The sequence below is a fragment of the Pseudomonas sp. S3_A03 genome (assembly GCF_054668275.1).
In genome coordinates, this window is sequence record NZ_CP162753.1 from 4580405 (window position 1) to 4594908 (window position 14504).

8 protein-coding genes are annotated in these 14504 nt (G+C 61.2%); 3 read left to right on the forward strand and 5 right to left on the reverse strand.

Annotated elements, in window-relative coordinates; translation table 11 throughout:
• The first annotated feature begins 72 nt into the window (after positions 1-72).
• On the forward strand, positions 73-798 hold the full coding sequence (locus tag AB4O25_RS20930; RefSeq protein WP_116078984.1) for a DUF4123 domain-containing protein: 726 nt from the start codon (positions 73-75) through the stop codon (positions 796-798).
• Here AB4O25_RS20930 and AB4O25_RS20935 read toward each other — a convergent pair.
• Positions 784-2061 carry an O-acetylhomoserine aminocarboxypropyltransferase/cysteine synthase family protein gene (locus AB4O25_RS20935; protein WP_068937010.1) on the reverse strand — a complete coding sequence of 426 codons (1278 nt, stop codon included), beginning with the start codon at positions 2059-2061 and terminating at the stop codon, positions 784-786. The two genes, AB4O25_RS20930 and AB4O25_RS20935, sit on opposite strands and share 15 nt — an antisense overlap.
• A gap of 174 nt (positions 2062-2235) precedes the next feature.
• Between AB4O25_RS20935 and AB4O25_RS20940 the strand changes: the two genes are divergently transcribed.
• The gene (locus tag AB4O25_RS20940; protein WP_017526481.1) at positions 2236-3072 is read left to right on the forward strand and encodes a 23S rRNA (adenine(2030)-N(6))-methyltransferase RlmJ; all 837 of its coding nucleotides are present in this window, start codon (positions 2236-2238) and stop codon (positions 3070-3072) included.
• Positions 3073-3143: 71 nt separating this feature from the next.
• On the opposite strand, the gene msrA is transcribed toward AB4O25_RS20940, so the two are convergent.
• The 4 genes from msrA to aceE all read right to left on the reverse strand — a co-directional run bounded on the left by msrA (position 3144) and on the right by aceE (position 11169).
• A complete protein-coding gene (msrA, locus tag AB4O25_RS20945) occupies positions 3144-3791 on the reverse strand; it encodes a peptide-methionine (S)-S-oxide reductase MsrA (protein WP_017526480.1) in 648 nt (215 codons plus the stop codon).
• 73 nt (positions 3792-3864) lie between these two features.
• Complete coding sequence (locus AB4O25_RS20950; protein ID WP_065879467.1) at positions 3865-6558, reverse strand: putative bifunctional diguanylate cyclase/phosphodiesterase; 2694 nt, start codon at positions 6556-6558, stop codon at positions 3865-3867.
• Positions 6559-6860: 302 nt separating this feature from the next.
• Entirely contained in the window at positions 6861-8513 is a 1653-nt protein-coding gene (gene aceF / locus AB4O25_RS20955) for a dihydrolipoyllysine-residue acetyltransferase (RefSeq protein WP_460149946.1), read from the reverse strand.
• Between the two features lie 10 nt (positions 8514-8523).
• Complete coding sequence (gene aceE, locus AB4O25_RS20960) at positions 8524-11169, reverse strand: pyruvate dehydrogenase (acetyl-transferring), homodimeric type (RefSeq protein ID WP_017526477.1); 2646 nt, start codon at positions 11167-11169, stop codon at positions 8524-8526.
• Between the two features lie 383 nt (positions 11170-11552).
• On the opposite strand from aceE, the gene glnE reads away from it, so the two are divergent.
• On the forward strand, positions 11553-14492 hold the full coding sequence (glnE, locus tag AB4O25_RS20965; RefSeq protein ID WP_017526476.1) for a bifunctional [glutamate--ammonia ligase]-adenylyl-L-tyrosine phosphorylase/[glutamate--ammonia-ligase] adenylyltransferase: 2940 nt from the start codon (positions 11553-11555) through the stop codon (positions 14490-14492).
• Positions 14493-14504: the final 12 nt, after the last annotated feature.

A 14504-nucleotide genomic window follows, 5' to 3' on the forward strand; every position in this document is an offset into this window, starting at 1 on the left:
AAACTCTCGGGGCGTCGCAGTGTTTGACGGTGGACTATTTAATTAACTTCTATGTGCAAAGGATTATCTCGAATGCTTAAGCAGCTAGCACCTCGGACTTGGCTAGCCCACCACCTACTCGAATCAGGCGAGCGCTTCTTCGTCGTCCTCAGCAATGCCAGTGACGCCAAACCTCTCGATGCTTGGCGAAGCACAGCTGCCGGCATGCCGCCCCAACCCATCTGGTCCGGCACAGCCTACGCCGAGTGGAGTGAGGTGATGCCCTATGTCGCAATCATCGAGCCCGACAGTCCTTTTCTCGACTGGATAGCGACCACCGAATCCACGGACTGGGGCTGGCTGGCGGTGTCCTCCAGCTCGTTGCAAACCGTGGTTGCGCATCTGCAAGGCTTGACCAAGGTCTACCTGCCCGATCATCAGGAAGTGTTTCTGCGCTTCTGGGATGGCGCCCAATTTCTACCGATGTTGCAGGCGTTGGGCGACGCGGCGTCAACGGTATTGCCGGTGTTCCAGCGTTACCTGATTAATGGCCAGCCGCTGACGGTTGCGCCGGGGCCGATGACCGAGGCTAAAGCCAGCCCGTGGTGGCGAGTGCCTGCGCCCGTGCTCAAACATTTGGCAGAGCAGTCACCGCAAACCCTGATCGACAACCTGCTGCAACGGCTCGAAGAACAGCGCCCGGACCTGTACACCGCCTTCCCGCCGGCGACCTTGCGGCACAAGGTCGCCTACTTTGCGCGTGGTGCGGATATCAGCTATGACGCACTGGCCAGCGCCCTGGCGTCAGACTCGGCTTGAGCCCAAGGCCTGCTGCAAGTCGTCGATCAGGTCTTCAATCGCCTCGATGCCCACAGAGAGGCGGATCATCTCCGGCTTCACGCCGGCCTTGGCCTGTTCTTGCTCGTTCATCTGCCGATGGGTGGTGGAGGCGGGGTGGCAGGCCAGGGATTTGGCGTCACCGATGTTGACCAGGCGCTTGAAGATTTGCAGCGAGTCGTAGAAGCGCACGCCGGCATCGAAGCCGCCCTTCAAGCCGAAAGACAGGATCGCCGACGGTTTGCCTTGCATGTATTTTTGCGCCAGGGAGTGGTGTGGGTGATCGGGTAGCCCGGCATAGCTGACCCATTCCACTGCCGCATGGCCTTGTAGGAACTGCGCGATCTTCAGGGCGTTTTCGGTGTGGCGCTCCATGCGCAGAGCCAGGGTTTCCAGGCCTTGCAGCAGCAAAAACGCATTCATCGGCGCCAGCGCCGCGCCGGTATTGCGCAGCGGCACAGTGCGGGCGCGGGCGATAAAGGCCGCTGGACCGAATTTTTCGGTATAGACCACGCCGTGATAGGCCGGCTCGGGGTTGTTGAGGCCGGGGAATTTTTCCGGATATTGGGTCCAGGGGAAGGTGCCGCTGTCGACGATCACGCCGCCCAGGGAGTTGCCATGGCCGCCAATGTATTTAGTGATTGAGTGCACAACGATGTCGGCGCCGAATTGGATCGGCTTACACAGGATCGGCGTGGCCACGGTGTTATCCACCACCAGTGGCACGCCACGGGCATGGGCGACGTCTGCCAGTGCCTGGATGTCGATGATATTGCCCGCCGGGTTGCCGATGCTTTCGCAGTACACCAGCTTGGTGTTGTCGTCGATCAGCTCGGCGATGGCTTGGGCAGAGTCGTCTCGGGCGAAGCGCACATCGACGCCAAAGCTCGGCAGCAGGTGGGCGAACAGGGTGTAGGTACCGCCGTAGAGCTGCGGGGTGGTGACGATATTGTCGCCGGCCCGGGTGAGGGTCTGGATCGCGTAGTGGATCGCGGCGCTGCCGGCCGACACCGCCAGCGCGGCGATACCGCCTTCGAGGGCGGCGAGGCGTTGCTCCAGCACATCGTTGGTGGGGTTCATGATCCGCGTGTAGATGTTGCCGGGCACATCCAGGTTGAACAGGTCGGCGCCATGCTGGGCGTTATCGAATTCGAAGGCGACATTCTGGTAGATCGGCACAGCGACGGCCTTGGTGGTGGGGTCCGACTTAAAGCCATGGTGCAGCGCGATGGTGGCGTCTTTCATGATTGTTATTGACCTCCCTGGAGAATGGATCGCCACAATAAGTCCACCGTGATACGGCCGTTTAGATTTTTTTTGGCCTGCCTCCTGTATTTACGGCATAAGCACCGCCCGACACGCAGCCCTGCACCTTTGCCCGTGTAGAAGGTAAACTTCGCCCCCTGCGCAGGAGCAACCATGAATTATCGTCACGCCTTTCACGCCGGCAACCACGCCGATGTCTTCAAACACCTGACCTTGACCCGCCTCATTGCCCTGATGTCGCGCAAGGAACAGCCGTTCGCCTACCTCGATACCCATGCCGGGATCGGTCTGTATGACCTGCAGGGCGACCAGGCCAACCGCACGGGTGAATACCTGGAAGGCATCGCGCGTCTGTGGGGCGAGGACGACCTGCCGTCACTGACCGCCGACTACATGCGCGTGCTGCAAGAGATGAACCCGGATGGCCAGTTGCGTTACTACCCGGGCTCGCCGGAACTGGCACGGCGCCTTACGCGCCCGCAGGATCGGGTTTTGCTCAATGAGAAACACCCCGAAGACGGCGTGCTGCTCAAGGACAACATGAAAGGTGATCGCCGCGTCAAAGTGCACCTGGGCGAAGGCTGGCATGTACCGCGCGCCTTGTTGCCGGTGCCGGAAAAACGCGCATTGATGCTCATCGACCCGCCCTTCGAGAAACTCGATGAGATGCAGCGGTGCGCTGCCTCCCTCAAGGAAGCGGTCAGCCGCATGCGCCAGACCGTCGCGGCCATCTGGTACCCGGTGAAGGACCAGCGCATGCTGCGTCGCTTCTACCAGGACCTGGCCGGCACTGGCGCGCCGAAGCTGTTGCGCGTGGAATTGCTGGTGCATCCCCTGGACACGCCCAACACCCTGACCGGCTCGGGCCTGGCGATTGCCAACCCGCCGTGGGGCTTGGAAGAGGAATTGCGCGAGCTGCTGCCGTGGCTGTCCAAGAAACTTGGCCAGACCCAGGGTGGGTGGCAGATGGATTGGCTAATCGCTGAGTAACCTGCTCTAAAGCCAGGCACAGGACCCAATGTGGGAGGGCGCCCCTCCCACATGTTGATCTGTGTTGGCCTTTAGATCGGGCAGGTCACGCCGGTGCCGCCGATCCCGCAATACCCCTGCGGATTCTTCGCCAGGTACTGCTGGTGGTACGCCTCGGCGAAGTACACCGTTGGGGCTTCGTCGATTTCGGTGGTGATTTCACCCAGGCCGGCCTTGCTCAGTTCTTGCTGATACGCCTCGGCACTGGCCTTCGCCGCCGCCAGTTGTTCCGGGGTGGTCGCATAAATCACCGAGCGGTACTGGCTGCCGATATCGTTGCCCTGGCGCATGCCCTGGGTCGGGTTGTGCAATTCCCAGAACATCTTCAGCAGGTCTTCGTATCTCACTTTGGCCTGGTCATACACCACCAGCACCACTTCGCTGTGGCCGGTCAGGCCGGAGCAGACTTCTTCGTAGGTCGGGTTCGGCGTGAAGCCGCCGGCGTAACCCACCACGGTGCTGACCACGCCGTCGCGCTGCCAGAACTTGCGTTCCGCACCCCAGAAACATCCCAGGCCGAAGATCGCAAAACCGACATCGTCAATGAACGGGCCGAGCAGTGGGTTGCCGTTGACGAAGTGTGTCTCGGGCAGGTTCATCGGGGTTTCACGGCCAGGCAACGCTTGTTCTTGAGTAGGCAGCACGTTTTTGTTCACCAGAATTTCCGAGCGCAAGACCATGATCAGTCCTCTCGTCAGGTTGAGTTAGCGGTAAGGATTCAGACAGCCAGTGTGCCCGAGTGTTACAGCGCTGTCAGGCGATTGGCCCGCGCGGGTAGCGTTTGAGCATCGTCAACAGCTCTGCGCCGGGGATTGGCCGGTCGAACAGGTAGCCCTGGCCCACGTCGCAGCGGTGCCGTCGCAGGAACGCCAGTTGCTCGGCGGTCTCGATGCCTTCGGCCACAACCTTGAGCTTGAGGTTGTGGGCCATGGCGATCACGGCCGAGGTGATTTCCATGTCGTCCTGGTTGTCCGGGATCTCGTGGATAAAGCTGCGATCGATCTTGATGATGTCGATGGGGAATTTTTTCAAGTAGCTCAGCGATGAGTAACCGGTACCGAAATCGTCCATGGCCAGGGTCAGGCCGAAGCTCTTGAGTTGGTCCAGTTGCAGGCGTGTGTCCTCGGTGGCTTCCAGCAGCAGGCCTTCGGTGAGTTCCAGTTCCAGCAGGTTGGCGGGCAGGTCTTCTTCCTTGAGGATGGCGGCAATCGAGGCCACCAGGTCCGGGTCGGAGAACTGCTTGGGCGACAGGTTGATTGCCACCTGCAGGTTGCCCATGCCGGCGGCGCTCAGACGCTTGCTCATGCGGCAGGCCTGGCGCGCGATCCATTTGCCGATGGGGATGATCAAGCCGGTCTCTTCGGCCACGCTGATGAACTGGTCAGGACGGATCATGCCCTTTTCCGGATGGTTCCAGCGCAGCAGCGCTTCCATGCCCAGCAAGCGACCGCTGCGCAGGCATAGCTTGGGCTGGTAGAACACGTCCAGCTCGTTCTGGGTCAAGGCGCGACGCAGGTTGTTCTCTACGAACAGCTTGTAGCTGGCCTCGGCGTTCAGCGCTTCGGTGAACACTTGTACCTGGTGTTTGCCGTTGGCCTTGGCTTTGTGCAGCGCCAGGCCGGCGTTACGCATCAGGGTTTGCGGGTCGCGGCCATGCAGGGGGGCGCATGCCAGGCCCACGGAACCGGTGACGCTGATCAATTGGTTGTCGACGAACATCGGTTTATCCAGGGTTGCCAGCAACTGGCTGGCGACCTGCTGGCCGCTTTCCAGGTCGGTGTCGTCGAGCAGTACCGCAAACTCGTTGCTGGCAAAGCGCGCCAGGCTGCCGCCGGTACTCAGGCTGTTGCGCAGGCGCCGGGCCAGGCTGATCAGCAGCTTGTCGCCGGTCTGGTGGCCGAGGCTGTCGTTGATGCGCTTGAAGTTGTCGATGTCCACCAGCAGCAGGCTGATCGGGGTGTCACTGTCGCGGGCAAAGCGCTCGTCGAGGTTGCGGATAAACGCCGGGCGGTTGCCCAGGTTGGTCAGGTTGTCGGTATAGGCCAGGCGCTCGATGCGCTGCTGGGCCAGCTTGGTCTGGGTGATGTCTTCGTAGATACCGATGTAGTGCGTCAGCTCACGGTTGTCGCCATACACCTTGGAGATCGACAGCTGGCCCCAGTAGGGTTCGAGGTTTTTACGCCGGCTTTTGAATTCACCCTGCCAACTGTTGCTTTTGGCCAGGCTCGACGGCGCGTCAAACAGCAACTCGCTGAGGTTCTCCAGCGCGGGTAATTGCGCCAGGCGATGGCCGTGGACTTCTTCGGCGCTGTACTGGGTGATCGCGGTAAAACTTGGGTTGACGTACTCCACAACGCCGTCGCAGTTGACCAGCAAAAACGCGTTGGCGCTTTGCTCCACCGCGCGCTGGAACAGATGCAGGGCGCTGGTGGCGGTGCGGCGGTTGTGGTTGTTGATCACTTGCGCGAACTGGTCGGCCAACTCACCGGCGAAGGCAATCTCATCGGCCTGCCACACGCGCGAGCTGCCGCCTTGTTCCAGGCATAGCACGCCGACCACCTGGCCATCGACGCGGATGCTCGCATCCAGCATGGCGTGGATGTCTTTGGCGCGCAGGTTCTCGGCCATCTCACGGGTGCGCGGGTCGCGCATGGCATTGTTGGCGTCGATGGCGCGGCTGGTGTGCAAGGCTTCCAGATAATCCGGGAAGCAGCCGGCATCAATGGGGTCCGGCAGATGGTACTGCTGGTCGGCGCGGTGATAGGCCGAAATCGGCGTCAGGCGCTGGCCTTCGAGATTCCAGAGGCTTGCGCAATCGATCTGGTAGATATCGCAGGCGCTACGGGTGATCAGCTCGGCGGCTTCCTGCAGCGAGTTGTTGGCGGTGTAACGCTGGCGGGCCAGCAGCAGGATCAACTCTTGCTGGGCGCGCACCCGTTCCAGATGCTGCAGCTGTTCCTGCTGGGCACGCTGGTTGAGTTCGAGGGCGATCTGCAGGCGGTTGTTCTGGCTTTCCAGGTCCTGCGTCGGGGCAGGCAAGGGGATTTCGCTGAACAGGCCGTCGACCACCATCAGGTAGCCGCGCAGCAGATGGCGATTGTGTTGTTTATAGGCCTCGCCCATTTCGAGCAGGCTCAGGGGGCCGTCGTTGGTGTGCAAGGTGTAGCGCACCAGGTAATGCGGGCTTTGGCTCAGTTGCTGTTGAATGGTGTCGTGCAGTTGATAGCGCGCCTGGGGTTCCATCAGGCTGGCGTAGGGTGTGCCGATCAGGGCGCACAGCTCGACCGCCGACAGGCCGAATTGGCGCTCGCAGTTGGGGTCGAGGTACAGCAGGGCCCAGCTTGCCTCATTAAGCCGCTCGAAACGCAGCATACCGAGGCGCGAAGGCACCGGTAACTGCGTCACTACCTCGGCCGCCATACGGGCGACATCGGGTTGGCTTTTCATGGGGGGAACTCACTTGAAGTAACGCGCACGGCGCCGGGCTCACGCCCTCTTTTCTGCTGCCTGCGGCAAGGTTGCATCATGCAGCGCGGGCTGACAAGAGAGGATGAAGGCTAAGTGCTATAAGGGGGGTATCGGCCGGACGGGGGAATTCTTCAGTCGGAATGACAGAAGGTGTACAACCCTGTCCTGTCTGTATAGAAAAGCAAAAAAAGCCCCGCCAAATTGACGGGGTTGAGGTACGAGCGTGGCGCTCGGAAATCGTTGCAAGCAGGCCTCCCCGGTTACGGGGAGGCCGCTGCGGCTTACAGCAGGATCGTGCGGATGTCGTTCAGCAACTGGCTCAGACGCTGGGTAAAGCGTGCAGCGGCCGCGCCGTTGATCACACGGTGATCGTAGGACAGCGACAGCGGCAGCATCAGCTTCGGCTGGAACGCTTTACCGTCCCAGACTGGCTGGATAGTGGCCTTGGACACACCCAGGATCGCCACTTCCGGCGCGTTGACGATTGGCGTGAAGCCAGTGCCGCCAATGTGACCGAGGCTGGAGATGGTGAAGCAAGCGCCTTGCATGTCGTCTGCGGTCAGCTTCTTGTCGCGCGCCTTGGCAGCCAGGGCAGCGGCCTCAGCGGCAAGCTGCAGCAGGCTCTTCTGATCGACGTTCTTGATGACCGGTACCAGCAGGCCATCCGGGGTATCGACGGCAAAACCAATGTGGACGTACTTCTTGCGAATGATCGCCTTGCCGCTTGGCGCCAGCGAGCTGTTGAAGTCCGGCAGCTCCTTGAGCAGGTGCGCACAGGCCTTGAGCAGCAATGGCAGCACGGTCAGTTTCACGCCGGCTTTTTCGGCCACGGCTTTCTGCGCGACGCGGAAAGCTTCCAGGTCGGTGATGTCGGCCTGGTCGAACTGAGTCACGTGCGGAATGTTCAGCCAGCTGCGGTGCAGGCTCGACGCGCCGATTTGCATCAGGCGGGTCATCGGCACTTCTTCGGTTTCGCCGAAGCGGCTGAAGTCCACCACCGGAATCGGTGGAATGCCCGCGCCGCCCGTTGCAGCGCCGGCAGCCGGAGCTTCCTTGGCCTTCTGCATCATGGCTTTGACGTAAATCTGCACGTCTTCCTTCAGCACGCGACCGTGCGGGCCAGTGGCCGACACAGCGTTCAGCTCGACGCCGAATTCACGGGCCAGTTGACGTACAGCCGGGCCGGCGTGAACCTTGGCACCGCTAGGCGCAGGCGCGGCAGCAGCAGGGGCCGGTGCGGCCTCGGCTTTTGCGGCAGGTGCAGGTGCGGCGGCCGGTGCGGCTTCAGCTTTTGCAGTTGCCGGAGCAGCGGCAGGTGCTGGCGCGGTAGCAGGCGCAGCGCCTTGTACTTTCAGCTTGAGGATGAAGTCACCGGTGCCGACTTCGTCTTCCAGCTTGACCGCGATGCTCTCCACCACGCCGGCAGCCGGCGATGGGATTTCCATGGAGGCCTTGTCGGACTCCAAAGTGATCAGCGACTGATCGGCTTCGACGGTGTCGCCCACCTTGACCAGCAACTCGATGATCTTGGCCTTGCCCGACGAACCGATGTCCGGCACGTGAATATCCTGCACGGTGGCGGCGGCAGGTGCGGCGGCCGGGGCTGGGGCAGCCTCGGCAGCAGCGGCAGGCTTTTCAGCGGCAGGTGCAGGTGCAGGTGCAGGTGCGGCAGCGGCAGCAGGTGCCGCCGCGTCGGCGGCGCCTTCGATTTCCAGTTCCAGCAGTTCGTCGCCTTCTTTCAGGCGGTCGCCCAGCTTCACTTTCAGGCTCTTGACCACGCCGGCCTTGGGAGCAGGGATTTCCATGCTCGCCTTGTCCGACTCCAGGGTCAGGATGCTCTGGTCGGCTTCGACTTTGTCGCCGACCTTCACAAACAGCTCGATTACTTCACCTTCACCGCTGCCGATGTCAGGTACGCGAATGAGTTCGCTCACAAAAATCTCCTCAGCAGTCCAGTGGGTTGCGTTTTTCCGGGTTGATCCCGAACTTGACGATGGCGTCAGCCACCACCTTGGGTTCGATCTCACCACGGTCAGCCAAGGCTTCCAGGGCTGCCAACACCACGAAGTGACGGTCGACTTCGAAGAAGTGACGCAGCTTCTTGCGGCTGTCACTGCGACCGAAACCGTCGGTGCCCAGGACTTTGAATTCCTTGGACGGGACCCACTGGCGAATTTGTTCGGCAAACAGTTTCATGTAGTCGGTAGAGGCAATGACTGGACCTTTACGGCCGGCCAGGCACTCTTCGACATAGCTCTTGGCTGGCTTCTGGCCAGGGTGCAGGCGGTTGCTGCGCTCCACGGCCAGGCCGTCGCGACGCAGTTCGTTGAAGCTGGTAACGCTCCACACGTCGGCGCCGACGTTGAATTCGTCACGCAGGATCTTCGCCGCTTCACGCACTTCACGCAGGATGGTGCCGGAGCCCATCAGTTGCACGTGGTGCGCCGCTTCCTTGGTGTCTTCTTCGAGCAGGTACATGCCCTTGATGATGCCTTCTTCCACGCCGGCCGGCATGGCTGGCTGCTGGTAGGACTCGTTCATCACGGTGATGTAGTAGAAAACGTCCTGCTGCTCTTCGGTCATCTTCTTCATGCCGTCCTGGATGATCACCGCCAGCTCGTAGCCGTAGGTTGGATCAAAGGTGCGGCAGTTCGGGATGGTGGCAGCCAGGATGTGGCTGTGACCGTCTTCGTGTTGCAGGCCTTCGCCGTTCAGCGTGGTGCGGCCGGCGGTACCGCCGATCAGGAAACCACGCGTACGGCTGTCGCCTGCTGCCCAAGCCAGGTCGCCAATACGCTGGAAGCCGAACATCGAATAGAAGATGTAGAACGGCAGCATCGGCTGGTTGTGGCTGGAGTACGAAGTACCGGCAGCGATGAAGGAGCTCATGGCGCCCGCTTCGTTGATGCCTTCTTCGAGGATCTGGCCCTTTTTGTCTTCCTTGTAGAACATCACCTGGTCTTTATCGACTGGCTCGTAGAGCTGGCCGACGGATGAGTAGATGCCCAACTGACGGAACATGCCTTCCATGCCGAAGGTACGGGCTTCGTCCGGGATGATCGGGACGATGCGCGGGCCGATGTCCTTGTCCTTGACCAACTGCGCGAGGATCCGCACGAAGGCCATGGTGGTGGAGATTTCACGGTCGCCCGAACCGTCCAGGATTGCCTTGAGCGTGCTCAGGTCCGGGGTTGGTACGGCAAAGCTGTTGGCGCGGCGCTGTGGCACGAAACCACCCAGCGCGGAGCGGCGCTCGGCCAGGTAGCGGGCTTCGGCGCTGTTTGGCTCCGGCTTGAAGAACGGCAGGTTTTCCAGCTCTTCATCCTTGACCGGGATGTCGAAGCGGTCGCGGAACAACTTCAGGCTGTCGACATCGACTTTCTTGGTGTTGTGCGCAGTGTTTTTCGCTTCGCCGGCACCGGTGCCATAACCCTTGATGGTCTTGGCCAGGATGACGGTCGGTTGTTCTTTGTGGTTGACCGCTTCGTGGTAAGCCGCATAGACCTTGTACGGGTCGTGGCCGCCACGGTTGAGCTTCCAGATCTCGTCGTCGGACAGGTCGGCAACCATCGCCTTGAGTTCAGGCGTGTTGAAGAAGTGCTCGCGCACGAACGCGCCGTCTTTGGCTTTGTAGTTCTGGTATTCGCCGTCGATGACTTCGTCCATGCGGCGTTGCAGGATGCCGTCGACGTCCTTGGCCAGCAGTGGGTCCCAGAAACGGCCCCAGATGACTTTGGTCACGTTCCACTGAGCACCACGGAACACGCCTTCGAGTTCCTGGATGATCTTGCCGTTGCCGCGAACCGGGCCGTCGAGGCGCTGCAGGTTGCAGTTGATGACGAAGATCAGGTTGTCCAGCTTCTCGCGGCCGGCCAGGGAGATAGCGCCCAGGGATTCAGGCTCGTCGCATTCGCCATCGCCCAGGAAGCACCAGACTTTCTGCTTGCCTTCAGGGATGAAGCCACGGGCTTCCAGGTACTTCATGAAGCGTGCCTGGTAGATCGCTTGAATGGGGCCCAGACCCATGGAAACGGTCGGGAACTGCCAGAAATCAGGCATCAGCCAAGGGTGCGGGTAGGACGACAGGCCCTGACCGTCGACTTCCTGGCGGAAGTTGTTCATTTGTTCTTCGCTGATGCGACCTTCCATGAACGCACGAGCGTAGACGCCTGGCGAGGTGTGGCCCTGGAAGTAGATCAGGTCACCGCCGTGTTCGTCGGTCGGGGCCTGGAAGAAGTAGTTGAAACCGATGTCATACAGGGTTGCGCTGGAAGCGAAGCTGGAGATGTGACCGCCCAGGTCCGAATCTTTCAAGTTCGTGCGCATTACCATCGCCATGGCGTTCCAACGTACCAGCGAGCGAATGCGGCGTTCCATGAACAGGTCGCCAGGCATGCGTGCTTCGTGGGTAACGGGGATGGTGTTGCGGTATGGCGTGGTGATGGCGTAAGGCAGTTGCGAGCCGCTGCGGGTCGCGAGTTCGCCCATACGGGTCATCAGATAGTGAGCACGGTCTTCGCCTTCTTTGTCGAGAACCGATTCCAGGGCGTCCAGCCATTCCTGGGTTTCGACGGGATCGAGGTCTTGCATGGCTTGCTCCAGGGCGGAAAGGCTACCAGAATCGGTTGCCTGAAGTTTGCGACTGGCCTTGTGGGCAGACGACATAAATTCTTGGATGGCCGAAGGTTGCTTCGGCGTCCTGTAGTTTTACTACAAATCGTCGGCCATTTCAGCCTTTCGAATGTATATACGAGTAGTAAAACTACACAAGACTGAGCGGATTGCTCGGTCTGGCTGGTGAGCATAATCGTTATTGTTGATCTTTTGCGAACAAGAAAAGGTATGAGTTTAATGTTGCCTGCCAAAAATTATGAATTTTCAGCTATTTATAACCTTTGTTCGACAGTCCTCCATCGGGCGTGGTGCTTGCCTTCACAACTACAAGCCATTTACGCGCCGATGGAGGATAGACCATGAGCCTGCCAACGCTGGCCGAATTGCCCACCCTTCTTCTTCCGATTGCCCAGCGCGCCGAGCAGTCATTTCGTGACGCGGTGGCCACGCTGGACGACGATCATGGCCTTTCTACGTGGACCTCGCAACGGTGGGCCGATTTTGCCCGCGTCTGCGCCGCCAGTGATTTCGTTATTGAACAGAGTGTTCGTGACCCTTTGATGTTGCTCGAGCTGGCCGCCTGGGGCGAGCTGGACCGTGGCTTCGCCCCAGGCGAGCTGTGCGGTCAGATCGCCGGCGCCGTGCAGCAGGCTGAAACAGAAGATGAACTGGGCCGCCTGTTGCGTCGTCAACGTACCCGCCAGCAAGTGCGCATCATCTGGCGCGACCTCACCCGCCAGGCGGACCTGGTGCAAACCTGTCGTGACCTTTCCGACATGGCTGACGCCAGCATCGACCAGGCCTACCAGTGGCTCTACCAGCGCCACTGCGCACAGTTCGGCACGCCGACGGGCCGGCGCAGCGGCGAGCCGCAGCACATGGTCATCCTCGGCATGGGCAAGCTCGGCGCGGTGGAGTTGAACCTCTCGTCCGATATCGACCTGATTTTCGCCTACCCCGAGGGCGGCGAAACAGTGGGCGTGAAGCGCGCCCTGGATAACCAGGAGTTTTTCATCCGCCTGGGTCAAAAACTGATCAAGGCGCTGGACCCGATGACCGTCGACGGCTTTGTGTTCCGCGTCGATATGCGCTTGCGTCCCTATGGTTCGGCCGGCGCGTTGGTGCTCAGTTTCAACGCGCTGGAGCAGTACTACCAGGACCAGGGCCGCGACTGGGAACGCTACGCCATGATCAAGGCGCGGGTAGTTGCCGGCGACCAGGTGGCCGGTGCGCAATTGCTGGAGATGCTGCGGCCTTTCGTCTACCGCCGTTACTTGGACTTCTCTGCCATCGAAGCGCTGCGCACCATGAAGCAGCTGATCCAGCAGGAAGTGCGGCGCAAAGGCATGGCCGACAACATCAAGCTGGGCTCGGGCGGCATCCGCGAAGTGGAATTTATCGCCCAGGCGTTCCAGCTGATCCACGGCGGCCGCGACCTGAGCCTGCAACAACGACCGTTGCTCAAAGTGCTCGGCACCCTGGAGGGGCAGGGCTACTTGCCGGCGGCGGTGATCGCCGAGTTGCGCAACGGCTATGAATTTCTGCGCTACACCGAACACGCGATCCAGGCGATTGCCGACCGGCAGACACAAATGCTCCCGGACAACCCGCAGGACCAGGCGCGCATGGCCTTCATGCTGGGCTTTGCCGACTGGGCCGCGTTCCATGAGCGCCTGATGTATTGGCGTGGTCGGGTGGATTGGCACTTTCGCCAAGTGATCGCCGACCCGGATGAAGAAGACGGCGCCGAAAGCGAACTGGTGGTGGGCGGTGAATGGTTGCCACTGTGGGAGGAATCCCAGGATGAAGACGCCGCCTGCCGCCAATTGGCTGAAGGCGGTTTTACCGACGCGCCCAAGGCCCTCAAGGCTCTCGCCAGTTTGCGCGGCAGCCCGCAATTGCGCGCCATGCAGCGCCTCGGTCGCGAGCGGCTGGATGCGTTTATCCCGCGCCTGCTCGCCCAGGCCGTCGAACACGCCAACCCGGACCTGGTGCTGGAGCGCGTGTTGCCGTTGGTCGAGGCCGTCGCCCGTCGTTCCGCTTATCTGGTGCTGCTCACCGAAAACCCCGACGCCCTGCGCCGCCTGTTGACCCTGTGCGCCGCCAGCCCGTGGATCGCCGAGCAGATCACCCGTTTCCCGCTGTTGTTGGACGAGTTGCTTAACGAGGGCCGGCTGTTCAAGCCGCCGCTGGCGCCGGAATTGGCCGCCGAACTGCGCGAGCGCCTCACGCGCATCCCCGAGGACGACCTTGAGCAGCAGATGGAAGCCCTGCGTCACTTCAAGCTCGCTCACCGCCTGCGCGTGGCGGCCTCGGAAATCGCCGGCAGCCTGCCGTTGATGAAAGTCAGCGACTACCTGACCTGGCTCGCCGAAGCCATCCTCGAACAAGTGCTGGCCCTGGCCTGGCGCCAGACCGTGGCGCGCCACGGCTCGCCGCAGCGGCTGGACGGCACCCTGTGCGATCCTGGGTTCATCATTGTCGGTTATGGGAAAGTCGGCGGCATTGAACTGGGGCATGGTTCGGACCTGGACCTGGTGTTTATCCACGACGGCGACCCTCAGGCCGAAACCGATGGCGCCAAGCCGATCGATGGCGCGCAGTTCTTCACGCGCCTGGGCCAGCGCATCATTCACCTGCTCACCACCCAGACCAACTCCGGCCAGTTGTACGAAGTGGACATGCGCCTGCGACCGTCGGGGGCATCCGGTTTGTTGGTGAGTTCCCTCGGTGCGTTTGATCGCTATCAAGAAAATGAAGCCTGGACCTGGGAACATCAGGCCTTGATCCGCGCAAGGGTGTTGGTGGGCAGCCAGGATGTGGGCCGTGCGTTCGAGCAGGTACGGGCTAAAGTGTTGGGGCGTGAACGGGACCTTGCCAAGCTGCGCCAGGAAGTCAGTGAGATGCGTGCCAAGATGCGCGATAACCTGGGTACCAAGGCCACGCTGGCCGGTACCGGCGCCAATGCCTTCGAAGCCACGGTGGCGTTCGACCTCAAGCAGGACGCCGGAGGTATCGTCGATATTGAATTTATGGTGCAATACGCGGCTTTGGCGTGGTCTGCGCAACATCCATCGTTGCTGCGCTATACCGACAATATCCGCATTCTGGAAGGCCTGGAGCAGGTGGGGCTGATGCCCGCCGCCGATGCCCATCTGCTGCGCGAGGTGTATAAGGCCTACCGTTCCGCCGCGCATCGCCAGGCCTTGCAAAACGAGGCCGGTACGGTAGCCGGGGATCAGTTCGCCGACGAGCGGCGACAAGTGATGCGTATCTGGCAGGAGCTGGGGTTGAGCTGAAACACTATTAGG

Excerpts from the sequence above, each read along its gene's own strand:
- aceE (WP_017526477.1), bottom strand. The coding sequence starts at position 11,169 with ATGCAAGACCTCGATCCCGTCGAAACCCAGGAATGGCTGGACGCCCTG.
- AB4O25_RS20935 (WP_068937010.1), bottom strand. The coding sequence starts at position 2,061 with ATGAAAGACGCCACCATCGCGCTGCACCATGGCTTTAAGTCGGACCCC.
- AB4O25_RS20930 (WP_116078984.1), top strand. The coding sequence starts at position 73 with ATGCTTAAGCAGCTAGCACCTCGGACTTGGCTAGCCCACCACCTACTC.
- msrA (WP_017526480.1), bottom strand. The coding sequence starts at position 3,791 with ATGGTCTTGCGCTCGGAAATTCTGGTGAACAAAAACGTGCTGCCTACT.
- AB4O25_RS20940 (WP_017526481.1), top strand. The coding sequence starts at position 2,236 with ATGAATTATCGTCACGCCTTTCACGCCGGCAACCACGCCGATGTCTTC.
- AB4O25_RS20950 (WP_065879467.1), bottom strand. The coding sequence starts at position 6,558 with ATGAAAAGCCAACCCGATGTCGCCCGTATGGCGGCCGAGGTAGTGACG.
- glnE (WP_017526476.1), top strand. The coding sequence starts at position 11,553 with ATGAGCCTGCCAACGCTGGCCGAATTGCCCACCCTTCTTCTTCCGATT.